The following is a 20,201-nucleotide window of genomic DNA, read 5'->3' as shown; positions in this document are numbered from 1 at the left end:
TCATGAAAAAGGTTTTTTCTTTGATTTTTGTTTTGCTGGTACTGTATGCCTGTGTGGAGCCTTTTGATTTTAAAGTCAAGGATACAGAGACGGTATTGGTAGTGGACGCAGTGTTGACGAGCGAGCTGAAGATACAAACTGTGCAGTTGTCGGTATCTTATGCACTAGATGAAAATGTGCCTGCTCCTTATTCTGGTGCCACTGTTTGGGTAGAGGACGAAAATGGACAGAAGGTAATCTTCAAGGAAGATGGTACATCTGGTACCTATCAAACTACCACTGAATATGCTGCGGTTCCTGGTCAAAGTTATGTACTACATTTCACCACGGCAGATGGAGAAGAATTCACGTCCAGCAAGGAGACCGTACCCAAGCCTGTGCCTATCGATAGCATCTATGGACGATATATCGAAAAGAATTCTACTCAAGATAGTAGGCAACTAAAAGGCGTTCAGTTTTTTGTGGATAACCATAATTTTGATGAGAGCTTTTCTAACTATCGTTATGACTATGTGGAGGATTATCAGATTAATGTTATCTATCCATCTGTATATGAGTGGGATGCGATGAACGATACACTGCTATACAGAGAGATTAGTATAGCAAGCTGTTATAACCGTATAGTCTCGGATGAACTCCTAGCGGAGACTACAAGTGGTTTGTCTGAGAACCGATTGTCTGAATTTCCATTAGTATATATTGAAGATATAGATGCTCAGCTGCGTAGCAATTTTTCCCTCACTGTGAACCAATATGCGATTACACCCAGTGCCTATCAGTATTACAAAAACCTAAAAGAGAACAATGAATCTTCGGGTAGTTTTTTTGACAAGCAGAAAGGTACGGTACTGGGTAATATTAGCAATGTCAGAGATGCGGGGTATCCCGTACTGGGTTATTTTGAGGTGTCAGGTGTGTCTTCAGGCTATAGAATATTTGCTAGTGGGGCATTTAGAGATCAGGGGTTTAGTCCATCAATGTCATATGAGTGTATATATGATCGGATTGCAGACACGGTTGCCATTGCGGAATTGAATACGTATGTAGGGTTGGGGACTGGCTATGAAGTAATTAGATTGGTCGACCCTGAACTTGTTGATGCGATAATAATGCCTTCGAGATGCAGTGATTGTAGACACTATGGTTCTCTCGATAAACCAGATTTTTGGAATCCATGATTAAGAAAATAGTTACAATAGCCATCCTGATATTTCAATTTTTGGGGCAGAGCTGGGCGCAGCAAAACATCAAAGAAGCAGCCTTTTTGCATCTCAGTGCCAGTGATCTGATAGTAGGTGAGACGCTGTACTTTTCGGCATTTGTTTCCAGTCACACTACAGGTAGGTTGTCTGATCTGAGTAACTTATTGTACGTGGAGTTAATGGATGCAAAAGGTAATGCAGTTCATCAGACCAAGATCGAGTTGGATCGAGGCAGAGGATCAGGTTCCATATTCTTATCTTCAGATTTGGAAACCAATCTATACCAAATAGTGGCGTACACCCGGTGGATGAAAAATTTCGACTCCTATTATAGTCAAAAGATAGTGATTGTCAATCCATACAAAATATATGAACCACTAGTAGTGGATGAGGAAAAGAGAAAGGTATCGGTATCTTTTTATCCTGAAGGAGGAACTGTTTTGTCTGATATAGAAAATAGCGTGTTGGTTTATGTCCGAGACCAACACAACCAGGGACTCAACCCCAAGGCAAGAATACTTTCTGCCAATGGGGAAAAAGTATTGGATGTGAATTTGGATCAGTATGGATTGGGAATGATCAATTTCACTCCAGTGGAGGGAGAGCAATACCGTTTGGCTTTGGAGTATCAATCGAGCTTTGATTTCTATGATTTGCCAGTGGCATGTGCGGTATGTAGTCATCTGGATTTGACCAAGATATTGGACAATTATAGAGTCAAAATTTATTCAAGTCCCGACTGGGAGACAAAGACTGGCCGATTAGAGATATGGAGTGTGACAGGGAAGGTCAAAGAAATCACCACAACGCTCAATACCGAACAATTGATAACGGGTAGTGAATTACCTACAGGAAGGATAACTGTGTTGTTGTATGTTGATGGTCTTCTGGTCAATGAAAGAAGTTTTCTACATGGCCGAACGCAAAATATAGCGATTTCAAGTGTGAGTCAATATGGCACTCGGGAGGAAGTGAGTCAATCCTATCCATTGCCAGTTGGGACTCGTCTTTCAGTTTCTGTAAAGAAAACCTACGGTAATCAACTCCCAGAGGATATTACGCATCATCAAATTATTCCTGATGTATTCAAGGAGATTAGGTTTTCATCTTTGGATGTTGATTTGATCGATCGTTTGCTGATAGCAGAGCTAGGTATGGTGGATACGAGTGAGGTCGATTCTGTACGCTACTTGCCTGAGTACCGATCTGGAATCGTACAAGGTCGTATTGTGTCGGAGACCAAAAATGTATCATCGAAAGTCAATGTGGCACTGTCTTTTCGAGGGGCAGATTATGAGATAGATGCAACAACTGTTCGGCCAAATGGTGAGTTTTTTCTAAAGTATGACCCTGACTTTGCTAACGACAAAGGGGTAGTTCGAGTACTCAATGATCCTAACAATGATTATAAAGTAGAGATATATCCAGAATACTACGAGAAGTATGAACCTATGACTGGTTTTTCTTTGGCCTTGGATAGTACGCGCTTGGTACAAATCACAGAACGTGCCATTGCCAATCAAATAGAAAACGCATATTTTGAGATTAGAGACAGCAAAAAAACGACGAGAGAATTTCCAGAAATCGACGAGGTGGTTACTTACACACTAGCTGATTACACCAGGTTTCCGACCATGCGAGACACATTTATTGAATTGATCTTCGAAGTAGGAGTGAGCAAAAATGAAAATAAGTATGCCTTCAACATGAGGACAATGGACATTGATTATAACGATAAGAATAAAGTGGAGACCATGGTGCTATTGGATGGTGCTTTTTCTACTGCTGAAGATATTTTGAAATTGTCTCCATATTTGGTCGAGCGGATTGATGTCATGAACAAACGTTACTTTATGGGTAGTGTGATGTTTGATGGTGTCATAGCTGTTCATACGACGGACAACAATGGAGGCGATACAGAGCCATTGGGAGATAAAGTCAACTTGGTACCAGTGCAGTCGCCAGTCCTTGATTTGAAAATAGACAGTGTTGGCAGAAAGCCCTTGTTCAATGATCTCTTGTATTGGCAATCAGATATCACCCTGAAACAACCTGTTTTGGATTTGTCGTTTTATACTTCAGACCTGACAGGTCACTATGAGCTGCGGATAGAAGGGGTCACGCCAGAGGGAGAGCCTATCAGTCGATCGTCTTATTTCGTGGTGAAATAGCCTTAGCTAGTAGTAGTTTGATCCACAGGTAGAGTAATGATAAAAGCAGTCCCTACACCCATTTTGGTTTTCAATTGAAGTTTACCATGGTGTTTTTTGATGATGTCGGCGGTGATGGATAGTCCTAAGCCTGTTCCTTCACTTTCAGTTTTTGTAGTGAAGAGGGGGCTAAAAATCTTGGCTTTGACATCATCTGGAATCCCGCTTCCATTGTCCTGAATAATCACTCTGACGAATTTATTTTCTAGGTTGTTGATAGTTATGGTGATGGTGCCAAATTTGTTCAAAGCATCTACACCATTACCAATGATATTGATAAAAGCCTGATTGATTTCACCTTGGAAGCAATCGATATTCGGTATGTTCTCGTCAAATTTCTTGACGATTTCTGCTTTGTGTTTATACTTTGGTTTTAAAATAAGCAAGGCAGAATTCATGATTTGAACGACATCTGCTTTTTTGAATTCTGCTTCGTCTTTTCTGGAATATACTCTTAATCCCTCTACGATTTCTTGGATTCTCTCTGTGCCGAACTTGGTGTCTTTGATGAGTTCGCTGATGTCAGATTTGAGTTCTGCAATGGTATCATTTTCTTCTTCTAGTGTACTGAGGTGTTTGAATACCTCGTCTGCATTTTCTTCGATGAGCAGTACACCATTGGAGATAAAGTTGATCGGGTTTTTAAGCTCATGAGCGATACCAGCGGTGAGCATCCCCAAAGCCGACATTTTCTCTGCTTGGATCAAACTGCTCTGAGTTTGTTTCAATTCTCCGAGTGCTTTTTCGAGTGCAATTCTGATTTTCTTTTCTTTGAGGAAGATGGCACTTAGATCATCTTGTGCTTTCTGAAGTTCGATGTTGGCTTTTTTGATGTCTTCGTTGGATGCTTTTAGCTGGATGTTACTTTGATGAATGGTCTGTTGTTGCTTGGCTAGCATTTTGTTCAGCTTTCGTACTCTGACATACTCGATACTCAATATGATAATCAGAATCGCAACAGCAATCAACAGGGTGACATAATAGAGCGTCTGTTGATTTTTAATTTCTACTTCTTGCTGCAGGATTACCTTTTCTTCTTCGGCTATCTTTCTTTTATTTTCTTCATCTTCCTTGGCCAATTGGTTGAGTTTGGACTCCAACTTGTAGCGTGCCAACTCAGCTTGTCGCTCTCGGGTCTCATACTCATGGTGAGAGATAAGTAGATCTTGGTGACTGTACTCAGTTTGTAAAGCACTATGATCCATTTCTTTGTCTCCTAGTAGGAAGTTGTGCGCCAACTCTGACAGTTGCATTTTTTCTTGCTTCTGTACATTTTTGATGGCGTTTTCTTCTGCGAATACAAATTCTTGGTCTTTGGATTTGATCATTGCCAAAGCCTCACTTTCTAATTTCTTGGCCAGAAGGTTTGCTTTGTTGACTTCACTTTCTGATAGTTTCTTAGGCATGTTGAAACCAATACTTTTGGATTCATACGCTTTCTTGTTTTGAGGATTCTTGGAGAGAGCGATTTTTAGGAATTCATCTGCCTTATCCTGAAGTTTCATCTGCTCATAAAAAACAGATAGGTGATAGGCTAATAGGCTTATTTTTTTGCTGTCTCCTTCATCTTTGATCAAGTCATAGTATGCCTTGGCGTATTTGGAACCAAATTTTGGTTCATTTTTGGCGTCATATATTTCAATCAATGCATCGTAGGCCTCATATTCGAAATAGCGAATGCTGTCTTTGACGGCCAAAGTCAGTAGGTTTTGGAATTGTTTTTCTGAATTGACCAAGTCATGTGCTCTGATCAAGTTGTAACCTGATGCAAGGGCAATCTCTATCATTCCGAGTTCATAATCAATCATTTCAAATTGCTGATAGGCTTTTTCGTAGTATGAAGTCGCTATGTCAAAAGCACTCAACGCTGAGAACGCATTGGCGAGAGAGAAATAAGCGTTGGCAGACACTGAGTAGTTTTCACGCTTTTCTGCGTGTATTGCCATATCCATGAAAAGATTCACGGTTTTTTCATAATTGCCTGTGGTAAGAAATACCTCTCCTTGTAGGTTGCGTGCTTCCCAGCTCAACTGCACGTGCTCGATTTTTTCTGCTCTATTCTCTGCTTGTATCGCGGTTTGGAGTGCAGCACTATGGTTGCCTGCCGCAAAACTTTTTCGACCTTCTTCCAACAGATGGTTGATACGCAATTCTTCAGCCCGATTGATGTGCTGACCAATCGACGATGTTTGGATCAAAAAATGTAATAGAATGATGCAGTAAAGTTTTCTCACTTGAATATGGGGTTGATTAACAACAGGCGAATATAATCCTTTAATGATTCAGGAAGTAATTATAATCGCTGCTGTAGACGAATTTGTATTCTATCAGGAATTAAATAAAAAATGATGACAGTTCAAAAAGAGTACTGTCATCATTCCAAAAAATGCGGGTGTGGCGTTAGGTTTTATTCCGTGATAGGGATCCCAAAGTAAAACTCTAAAACCTTGATCTTAAAGATGTAATCAAACTTGGCGCGGATTACTTCTGATTGAGCTGCCTCCAATGCCTGCTGTGTTTGGGTAAATTCAAATGAGTTGATTACCCCTACACTGTAGCGCTCTTGTGCGTAGTTGAATGCTTGTTGGCGGGCGACCAAAGTTTTTTCAGAAGCCTCATAAGCTTTGGCTGCTGCAGTAGCATCATTGTATGACTGATAGACGCTGCTTTCTAGTTCTATCTTGGTGTTCTCCAGAGTCAATCTTGCTTTTTCGAGACTGACACGGTTGCGTTGCATGTTGACATGGTTTGTGAACCCATTGAAGATCGGTACGTTGAGTTGCAGACCAAATGAGTGACCTTTGTTGAATTTGAACTGGTCAAAGAGTGGATCTGCACCGCCTGTAACTATTTCGTAATTTGGCGCAACTACTGACTGTCCAGTAGTCTCAACTACCCCAATCTCTTGGGTGGGTTGAGTAGGGCTAAGCTGAGTGCCCGTGACCACTCCTCTATTGGAGGCTCGGGTGTTGTAGGAATAAAATGCTGAGAGAGTGGGCATGGCACCACCTACGGCCAAATCATAGTTCTTTTCGGCAATCTCGACATTGGTTTCTGATATTTTTACTTCGTTTCTGATCTCTAGAGATTTTTGATAGATATCTCTAGGACTGGTTTCTATGATAGCAGTCGCTGGAATGTCATAGTCATTCGAAGCAATGTCAAAATTTTCATAGTCATTGATTAAAAGAAGTTGGGCCAAAGAGATAGTAGATAAGCGGACGTTGTTTTCCGCCACGACTATTTGCTGACTCTGGCTGGCAGCATTGGCTTCCAACTGGTAGATTTCACCTTGAGGCAGTTGACCATTTTCAATGAGTGTTTTAGTCCTATTGATTTCAGATTCAGTCAATTTGTACTGTGACTGTACTACTTTGAGAGATTCTTTGTTGAATAAAATCTGTAGGAATGAATTGGCTACCATTAATGAGATGTCATCCTTCATACCGTCGATTTGGTACTGATTGGCTAAAATCTGAAGATTGGCCTGATGGAGTTGGTTAAGATTTCTCAAGCCCCTAAAGATGTCTACACCTACCGTCGCACCCAACCCCGTGTTTTGTGTGGTTTGATTCACCAAAACCCCTGTGGTGATGTCTTGGTTCAAACCGATGTTCCAAGAGTGGGTGGCATTGGCATTGACCGATGGAAGGAAGTTCCCTATAGCCTGTTTTTTAGTGTATTCGGCTGACTCTGCATCTAGGATACTTTGTTGGATCGAGATATTGTTCTCCAAAGCATAGTTGACACATTCCTCTAGCGTCCATTTCTTGGCTTGACCATAAGAAATATTACTGAGTAGGAGAGCAAGAGCCGCTATCGTTAGTTTTAGTTTCATTACAATTCTTTTATGATGCTAATTAATCGTTGGAATATTGGCTTTCACGTTTGATTGGTTCTGTTTTGTTCCAAACCTTGATTTTGTCTTCTGCTGTGACTCCTGAGAGTATTTCCACATTGATGCCATCCGAAAGACCTAGTTTTAGGTCCTTACGTTCAAACACCTGAACGCCAGTTTCTACCTCTACAAAGGGATCTCCTGTTTCTTTGTCGAACTGCAACAAGACCTCTTGAATAGACAGTACGCTGTCTCTAGAATCAATAATCATGGATGCGTTGGCACTGTATCCCGCACGTATAAAGAAGCCTTCGTCTAGGTAAACATCCCCCTCGATGGTAAACTGTACCGTGCCAGATTCCTCGGTCCCTTTGGGTGCGACAAATTTCAATTTGGCATCAAATTCTTTGTCATTGACAGCAGCCAGACTGATTACGAGTGGCATACCAATGGTGAGTTTGCCTACTTCTGCTTCATCCACTTTGCCTTCAAAGATCATTTTCGTCAAATCGGCAATAGTGGCAATGGTGGTGCCGTCATTGAAGTTGTTGCTTTCGATTACTTGATCACCTTCTTCTACAGGGATTTCTAAGATGGTGCCAGGTACTGTCGCACGGATCAAGGTATTGGTTGCTCCACCACCTGCTGTGCCTTCTTTGATGATTTTGAGATCATTTTTGGCATTTTGCAGACTTTGGATGGCTTGCGAATGGTTGAATTCCGCGGTGTTAAATGCTTGGTCAGCAATGATTCCTTTTTCAAATAGGGTTTTGTTTCGATCAAAATCTATCTGTGCATTTCTCAATACGATTTCTGCATTCTTGACACGACCTTGAGCACTGATGAGAGATGCTTCGTTGGGGACAACCTTTATTTTCGCAATTAGATCTCCTGTTTTGATCACTTCACCTTCCTTGACATACAACTTGTCGACGATTCCAGATAATTGAGGTTTGATTTCTACCTCTTGTTCTGGGACGACCTTGCCTGTGGCTACTGATTTTTTCTGAATAGTAGCTTTGAAAGGTTTTTCTGTTTCAAAAACTTCTACCGTCTTGCTATTGGACTGGATAAAGAAGTAAGTCGCAAAAGCTACTCCGCCCAGGGCAATTACGATTACAAGGTATTTGAATATTTTTTTCATTGTTAAATTAATTATGAGGTTAAAGCTTATCTCCTAGTTAGTTATGTATTTATTCTTCTCTGAGTGCATCGATTGGTTTGATGCTCACTGCACGCTGTGCAGGGATCAGACCGATCAATGTTCCTAATATGATCATGATAGCCAGGGCTCCTAGTATGAAAGAAATAGGAACTGTAGGGTTGGCATATGGAAAGTCTAGTCCCTGCGTGGCGGCATTGATGCCGAACAGGACAAATGCTCCCATGACTATGCCCATCACTCCTGCCACGAGTGTCAAAAAGACGGACTCTAGTAGGATCAATCCACGGACTTCTCCAGGGGTAGCACCCAGTGCTCGTCTGATGCCGAGTTCTTTGGTTCGCTCCTTGACTGAGATCAAGAGGATATTGCCTATCCCAATGACTCCTGCCAAGATGGTAGCAATACCCACCACGAGTGATAGGAAAGTCATACCATTGGAGAAACCCATGATTCGTCCAAACATCTCTCCTAGATTGAAAGAACCTAATGCTCTTTCATCCTCTGGTGCTATGTGGTGGATCTTTTTCAAGGTGCTTTTTACATCTTGTTCTACTTGTATCACGTTGGCATCATCATAGGCGGCTATGGCAAACCAACCTACGTTTTCGCCAGAGTTATAGAGTTTTTTAAAGGTTGTGAATGGGATATAAATATCATTGTCAGACTCAAAACCACCCCCAGGTTCATATTTGTGCACACCTATTACCTTGAAATAGCTGCCGTCGATTCTTATATATTCTCCCACTGGGTTTGCATCTTTTTCGAATAGATCCGTTTTATTTCTTTCTCCTATGACACAGACTTTTCGAGCGTCTTTGATATCATCCTCGTTGATGAATCTCCCACCATCAAAGATTTTTTTTGCAGCAATCTTCACAAGGGAAGGGAAGTCTCCATAGATATTGTAACTACCGTCCTTTTGTCCATAAACTACCTTGGCAGGGGTGCCTCCCCACATGCCTCGGACATTGCGAGGGGCGATGAATTCTATCTGTGGTACTTTTCTTTTGAGCTGATCCACATCCGAAAGCTTGAACTGAGGTCTTCGTCCTGTCTTGAATCCATCATAGGGAACACTGGTTTGGTTGGACCAAACAAACATGCTGTTGGTTGCCATGTCTTGGAATTCTAATTCAAAGCCGTTATTGAGACCCTTGGCCGCACCTGACAGGGTGATGTATATAAATATCCCCCAGAGTACACCTACTACGGTGATGGCTGTACGAGCCTTGTTTTTTCGGATCGAGCCGAATATTTCTTGCCATGTGTCACTGTTAAATATGAGTTTCATCTTATTCGTCTCTTAGTGCAACAATAGGTTTGATTTTGGCAGCACGTCTGGCGGGTATATAGCCGGCTATTGCGCCAAAAATGATTAGGACAACTGTTGCAAACACACCTGTCTGCATGTCGATGTATGGATTCTTGATGAAGTAATGCTCCAGTTTGACTCCTAAGGAATTGAGTATTAGTATCCCAGCAAATAGACCAATGTATCCAGCGATGGTAGTGATAAAGATGGATTCTTGCAGAATCATCGCGATCACGGATCGGGGAGTAGCACCGAGGGCTTTTCTGATCCCAAGCTCTTTGGTTCTTTCCTTGACCACAAAGACCATGATGTTGCTGATCCCGATGATACCTGCCATCAATGTACCCAATCCAACGAAGGTGACGATGATCTGTAGTACGCTGGCAAATTGCTGGTTTTGACGGAGGTCATCTGCTACGTTGCGAATAAAAATCCCTCGCTGGTCATTGGGGTCGATCTGATGTTTGTCTTTTAGAAATTGTCTCAATTTTTCTTCAAACATGATCGCACCGAAATAGCCAATCTCGGGCTTGAAACCAATCACGACCTGATCAATTTTGTCTGTGTTTTTTTCTTGGAGCTGTTTGGTCGTATAGGGAATGTAAACCCTACGTTCTTCATTGTCTCCACCATCATCTTGGAATACACCGATGACTTTGAACATGCTGCCCCCAATATCTACAAACTCTCCAAGAGGATCTGTTTTGCCAAAGAGGTCGTCTCGAACCAGTCTACCGATGACGGTGTATTTGTTCTTGTGTTTTGTGTCATCATCGTTGATGAATCTACCTGCCATGAGGTAGGTTTTTTCTGCAAACTGAAAGCCAGGTCCTACTGCTTGAACATTGTAATTGTTGTATTCATTGGCATATTTTATTTTTTGGTTGCGGTAGATCGCTGGCGAAACATAATCTATGTATATAGAAAAATTATGTTTGATGTCTTCCAAATCATCATTTTTGAATTCAATCTGTCGGTTGGATTTGTAGCCCTTGTAGGGCATAGATGTCCTGCCAGGAAATACCCATATCAAGTTGGTTGCATCGTTGAGAAAGAACGATTCAAAGGTGTTTTTCAATCCGTTGCCTAATCCAAATAGAATCACGAAGATGAAAATACCGAGTGCCACTGTAAAGCCAGACAAGAATGTTCGGAGTTTATTTTTAGAGATCGTCTGGAAGATCTCCTGCCAACGGTCTCTACTGAACATAAGCTGCGGCTCTTACTTGGTTGACACTCACGTCTTCGATGATGACGCCATCTTTTAATCTCACGATTCTTTTGCACATGTTGGCAATGTCCTCTTCGTGGGTGACGATGAGGATGGTTTTTCCTTCATCATTGATCTGTTGTATGAGATCCATGACCTCATAGGAGGTTTTGGAATCCAAGGCGCCAGTAGGCTCATCCGCCAATAGCAATTTGGGATCAGCGGCCAATGCTCTGGCAATGGCTACCCGTTGTTTTTGTCCTCCTGACATCTCGCTAGGCAGGTGAGTGGCCCATTCTCCCAGTCCTACTTTTGTCAAGTACTTTATCGCACGCTCTTGTCGATCCTTGCGAGCTACCTTTTGGTAGTAGAGCGGCAGAGCCACATTTTCAACTGCGTTTTTGTAATTGATCAGGTTGAAGGATTGAAAAACAAAGCCAAGGAATTTGTTTCGGTAGTGAGCAGCCTTGGTTTCATTGAGGTTTTTGATCAATACATTGTCAAGAATGTACTCACCAGTATCTGCTTCATCGAGCATGCCTAGGATGTTGAGCAAGGTAGATTTACCAGATCCCGAAGAACCCATGATGGCTACTAATTCTCCTTCGTTGATGTGTAGGTTGATTCCTTTGAGAACCTTCAAGGAATTGTTTCCCATCTGATAAGACTTGTGGACGTCTTTGATTTGTATCATGGGCAAGTGATTGTTAATGCTTTAAGTGATTAAGTTTTGATCTTTGGGCTATAAGTGCGGAGATCGAGTTGTTTATTACAAACCAAAGATAGAAAATTAGAAATTCTTTTGTTTGAGTACTTGAGATCGGGGAAAAGGGTTGAATTTTTCGTTTGAGCAGTGTTTTTAATGAATCAAAGGATGTCTGTCGGGAAAGTAGCTCATGTGGTTTTAAACTTTGATAAATAAACCTATTAAATTAATTGGTTAACCAATTGCATGATTACCAATCTGGCTATACATTTATATAAGTTTTTGAGGTGTACAACTATCTCTGGTTAGAAATCACCGAGATAGTTGCTTCAAAACGAAATTGTATAAACATGATACTGAGATGATTCGACTAAATAAATGGGCATTGCACTTGTTTGTAATATTCTTTGCTTTTAATATAGAGAGTCGTGCTCAAGATAATTTATTCGAAAGGTTGAGTGTCGAAGACGGGTTGGCTTCCAATTATTTGAATGGAATCATACAGGATAACAAAGGTTTTCTTTGGATAGCAACTAACAACGGGCTCAGTAGATATGATGGATATCAATTTAAAAACATTGTAAATGATGCCAATGACAGCTCGTCGATATCCAACAATTGGATCACGTGCGTGTTGCAAGATTCTCGGGGGGATTTTTGGCTAGGAACAGAAGGCGGAGGACTTAACTTTTACAATAGTAGTACGGGAAAATTCAAGCGGTTTCTAAACAAGCCTGATGATGCCTCAAGCATCAGTCACAACAATATCATTTCACTTTACCAAGATAGCAAAGGGAGAATTTGGGTCGGTTCGCTGAACGGCTTGAGTTTGTTTAACCCTGAGAATGAAACATTCACTAATTGGAAGAATTACATGAATTGTGATAATTGTATCCATTGGGCAACATCTATGGTCGAAGATAAACAAGGGAATCTATGGGTAGGCGATGAATCATTAGGATTGTTTTACTTCAATACAACAACGCATCAATTTTCTATTCCCAACATTGTCAACAAGAATGACTACAATGTTAGTGCATTTTTTGTCTATGGTCTGTATCTAGAAGATAAGTTGCTTTATATCACGACTGCACAAGGTTTTTTTATATTGAATACCCAAACCAATATGTTTTTGGATAAATACAATGGTACCAAGCATAAAGGGGAGCTTGATGTGTTTACCAGAAAAGTGTACGCAGGAGGCAAAAATGATCTTTGGATTACTACCAATGGAAATGGTGTGATTCATTACAAAACAAAGTCTAGAGATATAGAAGTTTTGGATGCGACTCATGGTTTGAGTAGCAATTCTATAGGAGGGTTGTTGGTGGATTATTCTAACAACTTGTGGGTTGCTACCAAGGGCGGAGGATTGAATAAATACAATCTAAAAAACCAAATGTTTAGTCATTGGGTTCATGAAATGGACAACAAAACGTCTTTGGCCAACAATGAAGTGAGAGCCATTCATCAAGATGCTGATGGAACCACTTGGGTAGGGACCAATTTTGGTTTGAGTCGCCATGATCCTGGAACAAATAATTTTAAAAATTACATCAAAGATTTTGATTTTAAAGATGATGTGAGTGCACCCAGGATCAGAATGGTCTATCGTGAAAAAGGTGGAGATCTATGGGTGTCTTCACAAAGTGGAGCATTGTACAGGTATTTGGCAGATCAGGATCGGTTCATTCATGATCCTGTCTACGCTAGCAGTCCTTTGACCAACAACATGAGGAAGATCAACTGCATCTATGAAAAGAGCCCAGATATACTATGGCTTTGTAGTGATGGGATGGGGATATTGGCATATAATAAACTTGACCAGAGTATATCCAAAATAGTTTGGACAGGAAAATTTGAAAAGTTGATGGTCAATTTGGTTGTTACGTCTTTAGAAGAGAAATCGAAAGATGAACTGTGGTTAGGTACTAACGATGGGCTTTTCTTGGTAAACACCAATAGTTTGGAATTGAAAAACTGGCAACCCGAGCAAGAAGATGAGACGTCCATAGTGGGGATGAAAATCAGGTCATTGTATCAACAAGATGACAGCACGTTGTGGGTGGGGACGAGAACTGGTCTTGCCAAGTTTGAAGTGAACAAGGGGAGATTTCAAAGATTTACAACTAGTGATGGGTTGCCGAGTGATATTATTTTTGGGATACTACCAGACCAACACGGGAATATTTGGTTGAGTACACCCAATGGTTTATCTAGAATCAAGCTAGAAAATAATGAGATCAAGAATTTTACTATATCCCAAAACAACGCTCTAGATATGGGAGCACATGCTGTAGGTGTCAGGGGTGATTTACTAGTAGGGGGGTCTGTTGGTGTGACCATATTTGATCCTGCAGATCTGAAAAATAATACTTATGTTCCTGATGTAGTATTGACCGAATTCAAAGTAAATAATGAAATATTTAGATCTGACAAAACAATCAATCGGACAGATACTGTTTACTTAAACTATGATCAAAACAATGTATCCATGGGATTTGCAGCATTGGAGTTTACGGACCCTAAAAAGAATCAGTTCAAATACAAAATGGAAGGATTGAATGATTTGTGGATAGAGAATGGAAATAGTCACTCCGTGTCTTTTACAAATTTGAACCCTGGAACCTTTGTGTTTCGGTTGTTGGGTTCCAACAACGATGGCGTATGGGCCGACAATGAGGCTAATTTGGTCATTATCGTTGCACCACCTTGGTGGGCAACTTGGTGGTTTAGGACTTTTTCCGTTGCAGTGATTTTAACCATTCTGTGGTACGGCTACCAGTGGAGGGAAAACAAAATCAAGGAGGACAAGATTACTTTGAATCAAAAAATAGCAGAGGCTACAGATAAGGTGCTGGTTCAAAACCAAGAATTGCAAGAGCAAAAGCATAGCTTGGAGGCTGTCATGCAAGAGGTGAAAGAGGTAGTAAAGGAAGTGGTAGAATCTGGTAACCTCAAAGCGCGAATAGATGCTAGTCATCATACGGGAGAATGGCGGGAGTTTGCCGAATCTATCAATGCCATGTTTGAATCCGTAGTGCTGCCCTTTGAGGAGATCAACAAAATAGTTGGTTACATGTCACAGGGGGATCTCACTCAAAGGTATGATGCGGAGGCTCGTGGTGATATCCGAGAGGTAGCGGACAAATTTAACATGGCACTAGACATTATTGATAATTTGCTCAAGGATATAGTGGGACAGGTAGAGTCTATCGGTCTATCATCCAATGACATGCTGGTCAATGCCGAAGAGATGAATGGCAGTACAGGAGAAATAGCGAGCTCAATTTCTGAAATGAGTGGAGGTGCTCAGCAGCAGGTGTACAAAGTAGATCAATCTTCACAGCTGATAGAGAGTTTGTTGCAATTTTCTAATCAGGTCAATGATCAAGCTAGTATTATCAATGAAGCAACTCAATCTGGAGCTGAAATGTGTAATGGCGGCATGAAGCAAATCGGCAATTTGGATGCTGAGATGAAAGTGATTTTAGATTATTCGTCCAAAACCAATCTGTCTATCAATTCTCTTTCCCGACGTTCGGAGGATATTAATAGTGTGCTCAGAATCATCAAGGATATAGCTGCTCAGACCAATCTGTTGGCATTGAATGCGGCGATCGAAGCGGCACAAGCAGGAGATGCGGGGAGAGGTTTTGCCGTCGTGGCTGAAGAGATAAGGAAGTTGGCGGAGGATTCTAAAAAATCAGCGGGTGAAATTGAGCATTTGATCTCAGGAGTGCAAGGTGATACTGCTGCAACAGTTGGATTGATTGCTGAGATGTCAGGTAGTATCAAAAAAGGAGAGGAAGCTACCAAACTTTCTATGTCAGCACTTGAAAAGATTTCACAGGGGTACAATGAGACCTTGGACAAGTCAAAAATGATAGTCGCCGCTACTGAGCAGCAAACCAAACATTTGAGAGACATCGTAGGGTTGATCAATGAAATCGTCGTGATTGCAGAACAAACTGCAGCGGGCACCGAGCAAACCGCTAGCTCTGCAACAGAGTTATCCGCAGGGATGGAGAATTATACCAAAAAAAGTCAACAAGTTAGCGCTGTGACTATTGATCTAAAACAAAAGGTTGATAGGTTCAAATTGACTGGGAATAGTTAGTCGTATGCTGCTTCTACGATTCTTTCATAGACTCAATACTCACCCAGATTTAATCTTGCCATTTTCTAATTACCGTGTAAAATATGGCCTCAATACCATGTTTCTATAAATCAGGAAATATGGTGATTGCGTAGTTTTATACCTGCTGATCGTCTGAATTAGGAACCGATACCATTCAGCGTTAGAATTACCCCCCTTAGCTAATATATTTCTCCACCTCTTGTCTGAGAAATACTTTTATCTTGTCATAATTGAATCAACCCACTCTGGGCAAGCAATGATTGAATTGTGAGACTTAATCGACGAAAAAGTATTCGAAAATGAAATATATACTATTAGCTACGCTTTGTATTGTGAGCCAATTGTCATTTGCTCAAAACACCAATGGCTTGGACAATTTGATGCCTATGCCTCAACAAATGGAATTGGGAGAGGGGAGATTTAGGTTGACGACTGATTTTGAATTGGCTATGAGTGCCGAGAGAGGTCCGAGACTGAGCAAAGCGGCTACAAGATATCTAGACAGGATGACCAATCGCACTGGATTATTTGTTCGTCAGGGGATCATCTGCTCACAAGATACGAGCAGTTCAGCAGCACTTCAGATCAGAGCGGAGAGATTGGGAATCACTTCATTGGGAGAAGACGAGTCGTATCAGTTGCAAATTAGTACGGAGAGTATTGTTCTTTCGGCGACTACAGATATAGGGGCTATTAGAGGTTTGCAGACCTTGTTTCAGTTGATTTCGGTGGATGAAGAGGGATATTATTTGCCAGTATTGAAGCTGTCGGACGCTCCCAGATTTCAATGGAGAGGATTGATGTTGGATGCTTCTCGACATTTTTTGCCAGTAGATGTGATCAAAAGGAACTTAGATGGTATGGAAGCTGTCAAGCTCAATGTACTACATTTTCACCTCTGTGATGATCATGGTTATAGAATCGAGTCCAAGTTGTTTCCAAGATTGAATGAGGTGAGTTCTGATGGGGATTATTATACCGTGGCGGAGCTCAAGGATATCATCAAATATGCGGATGATAGAGGCATCCGTGTGATGCCTGAAATCGATGTGCCGGGGCATGCCAGCGCACTTTTGACGGCCTTTCCCGAGTTGGGTAGCAAGGATACTACCTACAGTTTGGTGAGAAATGCAGGGGTTTTTGATCCTACGCTTAACCCAATCAAAGAGCAGACTTATGTCTTTTTGGATGAGTTGTTTGGTGAGGTAGCGGGCATATTTCCTGACCCATATTTTCATATTGGCGGAGATGAAAACGAAGGAAAACATTGGAATGAAAATGTAGCCATTCAGGCATTCATGAAGGACAAAGGCCTGAAAAACAACCACGAATTGCAGTCTTATTTCAATAATAGATTGTTTAAAATCCTGAAGAAGTACAACAAGACAATGATGGGTTGGGACGAAATACATACAGCCGATACACCCGAGGGAACAATCATTCATTCATGGCGAGGGAGAGGACAGGGACTCACAGATACCACGACACTTTTCAATGCAGCCAGACAAGGATTTCAGACTGTATTGTCCAATGGCTACTACATAGATTTGATGTACAAGGCAGAGGATCATTACAACACTGATCCCTATTTTGGCTATGATTTGGATGATGAAATGAAGGCCAATATACTAGGTGGAGAGGCGACTATTTGGAGCGAACTGGTTACCCCGTTGACCATTGATACACGGATTTGGCCAAGGATGGCTGCCATTGCCGAACGATACTGGTCACCTGTGGAGGTCAATGATGTGCGTGATATGTATCAGCGGATGGAAAAAGTATCCCTGATTTTAGAGCACTATGGATTGGAGCATATACGCAATCAGGAGGTAATATTGAGAAACTTGGCAAATTCAAGAAAAGTAGAAGCTGTCAGGAACTTGGTCAATGTATTGGAACCCATGAAAGGATACACCAGAAATCCTGGGGGATTCATGTATAGCGTGTTTTCTCCTTATACGAAACTGGCAGATGCTAGTACCGCAGATGCACCAGATGCTTTGCGCTTCAAGTACATGGTAGAAGATTTTCAGGCTGGAAAAATGGTGTCAGATGATATGAGCGCTCAATTGAATGTATGGATTGCCAATGATGCGGTGATTCAAGAGACGGTAAATATCTCGCCTATACTAGGTCAAGCTTTGCCACATTCTACCAATCTAAAAATCATGGCACAAGATGCTATACAGGCATTAGAATATATCGAAACAGGGAAAAAGTCATCGAAGAAATGGTACAAAGCTAGTATCCAACATTTGGAAGAGGCCAAGAGCCAAAGCGGGAGAGTAGAACTACAGGTGATCGACCCAATAGCCACTCTTATCGAAATGACTCAAATCATGAAATCAACTCAGAATTGAGATATAGACAATAGATATGATCTAACATCTCAATACTATTTTTTTAGCTACTAAAACCAAGCAACATGTCTTTGACATCCTTCTGATAATTGCGGCCTATAGGTAGCAATTTGTCTCCAACCTCTACTTGATTTCCATCTATGACCTTCACTTTTTTGATCGCAATGATGTAGGAGCGATGAATTCTGACAAACTCGTCTGGTGGCAGTAGCTCAGCGACACTTACTAGGTTGTTGTGATTGATGAGGCTTTCGTCATAGGTTTTGATTCTGATGTAGTCTTTGAGGCTCTCTATATAGAGAATTTCGTCCAAATAAACCTTGACCATCTTTTTGTCCACCTTGAAGAATACGTGTGCTCTTTCGTGTTCTGTGGCTATGATGCTGTCTGTTTTGCTGACTTTCTTTTCGCCTAACCTTTGCTCGATTCGATTGATTGTCTTCATGAAGCGCTGTAGAGAAAACGGCTTGACGATATAATCTACTACGTCCAGCTCGAAGCTTTCTACGGCAAACTCTCGATAGGCAGTAGTGATCACCACTAGGGGAGGTTTGGCTAGACTTTTCAGGAAATCCAAACCACTCATTTTGGGCATGTTGATATCCAAGAAGATAACATCAACTTCGTTTTTGGAGAGATAGTTGAATGCCTCCACAGCATCTGGACAAGTCCCACTCAATTCGAATTGGTCAAAATTTTCTAAGAAATTTTTGATGACATTGATGGCCAGCGGCTCGTCATCTATGATCAGACATTTGATATTCATATTTAGTCCAATGGAATTTTCAGTACAATCTTATATTTATCCTCAGTCTCTATGATATTCATGCTGTGTTTGTCACCATAGACTAGGTTCAGACGTCTTTTTGTATTGGTCATCCCTACACCTTGTTTGTAGTTTTCCAAACCATTGTCCAATGTATCAGCCTTTGATCTGAGGTTCTCGGTCGAAAAGGTCAGCATATTATCAATCACTTCCAAAGAAATATCAATGGGAATGGTTTCACTATCTGCTTTGGTACCATGCTTGAAGCTATTTTCGATGAATGGCAATAAGAGTACCGGGGGTATCCTCTTCCCTTCTATATCACCAGAGATTGCCAAATCGATCTCCAGTTTATCGCCATACCGGAGCATCTCCAAATCCAGGTAGTTTTGGATGTGTTTGATTTCATTGATGAGTGGCACTCTTTTTTGTTTGGCGTCATAGATCACGTAGCTCATCAGTTCGGAGAGTTTGAGTACCGTGTAGGGTGCTTTGTCCGACTTGTCTAGTGTGAGTGAGTACAGGTTGTTGAGCGTATTGAAGAAGAAGTGAGGTTGAATCTGAGATTTCAAAAATGCTAGTTCAGTTTCTAGGTTGGTTTTTACCAGTTCGTTGGCTTTGTTTTTATATGCAATCCAGTCAATGGTGATTTTGACAGAGATGGCCACTGCGACTACATACAATTCTCCAATAAATACATCGGCTACATATACAAAATCAAAAATCCCGATATCTGTCCGGTTGGCTTCTTTATATATATCAGTCGTCACAGCGATGAAGGTGATGATGATTTTGAGATAGGAGATAAATAAGGTGACTCCAAATAGCGCAATTATGAACCAGCCAATTTTATCAGGTAATAATCGAGGCATCAGAAAGTACACCGTAAAATACACCAAAGCTATGTGCAAAGGGAACTCTACGAGATTGGATTTGAAGGAATACACATAGTCGTCAAAGAAACTGCCCCAGCGAATCCAATTGAACGCAAAGTAAATGATCCAGAACAATGCGTGCTGTATGAAGGGATTGCTTAGGAATCCCAAATAGGAGGGCACATTTATCGAGCGATTGTTCAATATATAAATGTTAGAGTTTGCCAATTTAGATAATTATAGTTCAAGGATGTACATAAACTATGCATAATAAAAACTTAAATCTAGATTAGCATGCGATATAGCTGTATGGGGGATAAATGTAGGTCATTGCATCCTAAATGCGCTTTTTGAAGGTTTTAGCGCACTTTCTATCGTTCAGGGGCAAATTCATGCCATTTAGCTAAATTATTATC

Annotated in this window: 12 protein-coding genes; 4 read left to right on the top strand and 8 right to left on the bottom strand. The window is 41.1% G+C overall.

The window, feature by feature from the left end:
- Positions 1 to 2: 2 nt before the first annotated feature.
- Both N6H18_RS00310 and N6H18_RS00305 read left to right on the top strand, forming a co-directional pair.
- The gene (locus tag N6H18_RS00310; RefSeq protein WP_262309852.1) at positions 3 to 1,178 is read left to right on the top strand and encodes a DUF4249 domain-containing protein; all 1,176 of its coding nucleotides are present in this window, start codon (positions 3 to 5) and stop codon (positions 1,176 to 1,178) included.
- Entirely contained in the window at positions 1,175 to 3,373 is a 2,199-nt protein-coding gene (locus N6H18_RS00305; protein WP_262309851.1) for a hypothetical protein, read from the top strand. Before N6H18_RS00310 ends, N6H18_RS00305 begins: the two co-directional genes overlap by 4 nt.
- Before the next feature lie 2 nt (positions 3,374 to 3,375).
- Here N6H18_RS00305 and N6H18_RS00300 read toward each other — a convergent pair whose 3' ends face one another.
- The 6 genes from N6H18_RS00300 to N6H18_RS00275 form a co-directional block, all read right to left on the bottom strand.
- A complete protein-coding gene (locus N6H18_RS00300) occupies positions 3,376 to 5,646 on the bottom strand; it encodes an ATP-binding protein (RefSeq protein WP_262309850.1) in 2,271 nt (756 codons plus the stop codon).
- A 173-nt stretch (positions 5,647 to 5,819) separates the two neighbouring features.
- Positions 5,820 to 7,250 carry a TolC family protein gene (locus N6H18_RS00295; RefSeq protein WP_262309849.1) on the bottom strand — a complete coding sequence of 477 codons (1,431 nt, stop codon included), beginning with the start codon at positions 7,248 to 7,250 and terminating at the stop codon, positions 5,820 to 5,822.
- Between the two features lie 22 nt (positions 7,251 to 7,272).
- A complete protein-coding gene (locus tag N6H18_RS00290) occupies positions 7,273 to 8,394 on the bottom strand; it encodes an efflux RND transporter periplasmic adaptor subunit (RefSeq protein WP_262309848.1) in 1,122 nt (373 codons plus the stop codon).
- Between the two features lie 49 nt (positions 8,395 to 8,443).
- The gene (locus N6H18_RS00285) at positions 8,444 to 9,706 is read right to left on the bottom strand and encodes an ABC transporter permease (protein ID WP_262309847.1); all 1,263 of its coding nucleotides are present in this window, start codon (positions 9,704 to 9,706) and stop codon (positions 8,444 to 8,446) included.
- Position 9,707: 1 nt separating this feature from the next.
- Positions 9,708 to 10,937 carry an ABC transporter permease gene (locus tag N6H18_RS00280; protein WP_262309846.1) on the bottom strand — a complete coding sequence of 410 codons (1,230 nt, stop codon included), beginning with the start codon at positions 10,935 to 10,937 and terminating at the stop codon, positions 9,708 to 9,710.
- Positions 10,927 to 11,631 carry an ABC transporter ATP-binding protein gene (locus tag N6H18_RS00275; protein WP_262309845.1) on the bottom strand — a complete coding sequence of 235 codons (705 nt, stop codon included), beginning with the start codon at positions 11,629 to 11,631 and terminating at the stop codon, positions 10,927 to 10,929. The genes N6H18_RS00280 and N6H18_RS00275 overlap by 11 nt, the downstream gene beginning before the upstream one ends.
- 373 nt (positions 11,632 to 12,004) lie before the next feature.
- Here N6H18_RS00275 and N6H18_RS00270 point away from each other — a divergent pair, with 373 nt between their 5' ends.
- Together N6H18_RS00270 and N6H18_RS00265 are read left to right on the top strand one after the other, a co-directional pair.
- Positions 12,005 to 15,763: a two-component regulator propeller domain-containing protein gene (locus N6H18_RS00270; RefSeq protein WP_262309844.1), complete on the top strand. Its 3,759-nt coding sequence runs from the start codon at positions 12,005 to 12,007 to the stop codon at positions 15,761 to 15,763.
- A gap of 320 nt (positions 15,764 to 16,083) precedes the next feature.
- On the top strand, positions 16,084 to 18,144 hold the full coding sequence (locus tag N6H18_RS00265) for a beta-N-acetylhexosaminidase (protein ID WP_262309843.1): 2,061 nt from the start codon (positions 16,084 to 16,086) through the stop codon (positions 18,142 to 18,144).
- 43 nt (positions 18,145 to 18,187) lie between these two features.
- Here the strand turns inward: N6H18_RS00265 and N6H18_RS00260 are convergent, their stop codons facing one another.
- Both N6H18_RS00260 and N6H18_RS00255 read right to left on the bottom strand, forming a co-directional pair.
- Positions 18,188 to 18,910, bottom strand: a complete 723-nt coding sequence (locus N6H18_RS00260; protein WP_262309842.1) for a LytR/AlgR family response regulator transcription factor — start codon at positions 18,908 to 18,910, stop codon at positions 18,188 to 18,190.
- Between the two features lie 2 nt (positions 18,911 to 18,912).
- A complete protein-coding gene (locus N6H18_RS00255) occupies positions 18,913 to 19,989 on the bottom strand; it encodes a sensor histidine kinase (protein WP_262309841.1) in 1,077 nt (358 codons plus the stop codon).
- Positions 19,990 to 20,201 lie beyond the last annotated feature (212 nt).

This window comes from Reichenbachiella agarivorans (assembly GCF_025502585.1).
Taxonomy (GTDB): Bacteria; Bacteroidota; Bacteroidia; order Cytophagales; family Cyclobacteriaceae; genus Reichenbachiella; species Reichenbachiella agarivorans.
This window is presented reverse-complemented; position numbering and strand designations above follow the sequence as displayed.